Annotated in this window: 1 protein-coding gene and 1 pseudogene; one reads left to right on the top strand and one right to left on the bottom strand. The window is 38.2% G+C overall.

Features of this window, described 5'->3' with window-relative positions:
• Nucleotides 1-2507: 5'-nucleotidase C-terminal domain-containing protein (locus AC1DSB_RS16955; protein WP_477587177.1), on the bottom strand; the 2507-nt coding region annotated here is incomplete at its 3' end.
• Between the two features lie 453 nt (nt 2508-2960).
• Here AC1DSB_RS16955 and AC1DSB_RS16960 point away from each other — a divergent pair.
• Nucleotides 2961-3181, top strand: a pseudogene (locus AC1DSB_RS16960) (hypothetical protein); the annotation flags it as partial.

The raw sequence follows: 3181 nt of genomic DNA on the forward strand, positions 1-3181 counted from the left end.
GTGTGCATCAATGACAACGTAAAAGGACCTGGAATAACTACTGTTGCTGTGTTTACGATACGACCTTCAACTTGAGGATCGACATTGCCTAAGTTTTTAACGTAGTCACGAAGGTTCTCCCAATCAGCAGCGCCAAGGTCGGTTACGCGGCCTGCTTCATATGCATTCTTGAAAACTGTGTAGCCGTCTCCGCCTTTAGCCGTAAATGCGTTTGTCGCGATTACATAGTTGCTTGCTGGAACAATATCTGAGAATGAACCGTCTGTATTTTCAACTTTCATTGAAGTAACACGGCTACCGACTGCAAGTGTGCTGTCGTAAGTAAATTTCATACCAGAAATATGCAAGAATCCACCGCTTTCTTTCGGTGATTGGCTAACACTGTGCTCTAAAGCTGTTTTGATTTCAGTGCCAGAAAGGTTCATTGTTGCCAATGTGTTACCGAATGGCAAAGTTGTTAATACTTCACCGACTGTAATTGGACCAGAGTTGATAGGAGCGCGAATACCGCCACCATTTTGCATTGATATGACCACGTTTGGATTGAATTGTTTTGCTTTCCAAAGCATACCGTCTGCAATCAAGTTACCTAATTTAGTTTCGTTTGAACGAACACTTGGACCGGTATCACTTGATCGTGGGTTGTCTAAAGCTGAAACAGCTGTAGCTCCAGTTTCTTCGAGTTTAATTGTTGCGATTTGATCAGCATAAGGTTGCAGCAAAGCTTTCGCTTCAGCATCTTCAGTTTTTGAAGAGATCGTGATTAATCCACCTGTTTTACCTGTTACAATTCCGTTTTTGTCAAACGTTACATCCAGTGTTCCAAGGAATTCACTGTATTGGTAGGCTTGTACGATAATTGTCGGGCTCTTCGCTACACCATATTCATCCAAGTTTACTTGAACTGGTGCATCCAATTTTGTATGGCTGTGACCGCCTACGATTACGTCAATTCCATCAACATATTTCGCAAGAAGTAGATCATTGTCGAATGCAGGATTGTCATCATAGCCAAGGTGAGTGATTGCGATGATTTTGTTTACACCTTGACGTGTCAACTCATCTACAGCTGAGTTTGCAGATGTAATGTAATTCTTAAATTTCACATCTTTTGCACTTGAAATTTCAGCTGTTTCTTCTGTTGTTAAACCGAAGAATCCAATACGTTCTCCATTTACATTTTTAATAACTGTGTTATACATTTTGCCGCCTGTAGGATCAATTCCAACGCCGCTATTTTTTAAATCTTTTAAGTTAGCATCTGCTGAGAAATCAACGTTACTGCTGACAATTGGAAATTCAGCGTCTTTGATGAAATCAGCAAGCGCTTTGTGACCTTCTGGAGTAGAACCAAGATCGAACTCATGGTTACCTAATGTCATCATGTCGTATTTAGCTAAATTCATGAAATCTAAGTCTGCTTTTCCCTGGAACTTATTGAAATATAAAGTTCCCGAGAAAACATCCCCAGCATCAAGTAATAGAGCGTTTGGCTTCGCAGCGCGCACTTCTTTTATTGCCGTGATGCGTTTTGCCACATTATCCAAATTTGCATGTGTATCGTTTGTATGCATTAGTGATAGTGTGAAAGGATTTGGATTACCGGGTGTTATTGGTGGTGTAACCACTACTGGTGCCGCAACAGTAACTGTTAACACTAAGTTAGTTGCTTTGTTTCCAGCTTTATCTTCCGCACTATATGTTATCGTGTACGTACCTGAGTTAGCTGTGTTAATCGTGCTGATTTCAGCACCTTCACTGTTACGAATTGTTGTTTTAACGGGAACGCTAGCATCTTTGTTATCAGTAGCTGTAACAACTGGAACAGCAAATTGGCCATTGTGTGCAACATTTATAGATGTAGCTCCTGTGTAAGTGAAAGTAGGTGCTACTTTGTCAGTTGTTTGGTTCATGTCTTTACCACGATATAGGAACATAGCCATTTCGCCACGAGTCACCGCTAAGTTTGAACCAAATGTAGTGTCTGTTTTCCCTTCAGTCAAACCAGCTTTTAATAGTGCGTTTACAYATGAATCCCAGCGATTATTTACATCTGTAAATGTGTTGTTAACCCCCGTGCCATCTAACTTGTATGCAATTGCTAAAACTTTAGCCATTTCGCCACGAGTGATTTTAGCATCTGGATCGAAAGATGTTTTCGTTTTTCCATTAATTATTCCAGCTGCAAATAGAGCGTTAACTGAACCTTCAACTCGTACATTTAAATCTGTGAAAGTAGATTTTGGTGCGGTGGCCACATTAAGACCGATTGCTTTAGCAATCATGATTGCCGCATCTCCACGTTTTAATGAATCGTTTGTTCCAAATGTTGATTCGCTATACCCTTGTGAGATATTTTCAGTTGTTACGTAATTGACTGCTGCTTTAAGTGTACTTGGTACGTCACTGTATGCTGCAGAAGCGGCAATCGGTAGTGTAGATGCGACTAAAGCTGCTGTGGCTGCTGTAGCAACGAACTTTTGATACCTTTTAACATGAATAGACATTCGTCAATCCCCCGTTTAGTTATTTTTGTTTAGAAATATATGAATATTCCATCACGTTATCATTTTAACACTACTATTATCATAATAGCTAACTATAAATACACGACTATTAACCTATTAAAAGGGTAATTCATTCGAAAGTTTACAAAATTTACTTCTTAACAATGTTGAAACAACTAAGTTTCAAGAGCAATTAAGACTACTTTTTTAAATTTGAGTAAATATGTAATTTTTTCGTAAAGCTAATAGAATATAGGTTTTCTCTATGAATAAGTTAAAAAATCAGAAAATTTCGCATTGAATGTTTGAAATTATCTATTAAACTGTAGAAGGAAAAATTTATTTTAAGGGAAGTTCGTGAATGACAGACTCTATCACAGAATTTAGTATTAACAGAGATGAATTTATATGGAAAATGGAAAGAGGACTATTCTTTCAAAATGATGCCTCTGCTTGGATATCGAAAAGAGCAATACAATATTGAAGGACTTTGGATTTCGCATGGGAGTAATAGCAAGTAAGTACTTTTTTGAACGGATGGATCTTGAAAATATTTTAATTCAATTCAGTGATATTTATCGCAATGCCGGTTGGGGAAATGTGAAAATCACTAAGTTTTCCAAAGAAGATAGTAGGGTGATTATTGAACTTCACAATAGCTGGGAACATAGGGT

Source organism: Paenisporosarcina sp. P4_E4_2 (assembly GCF_056401595.1).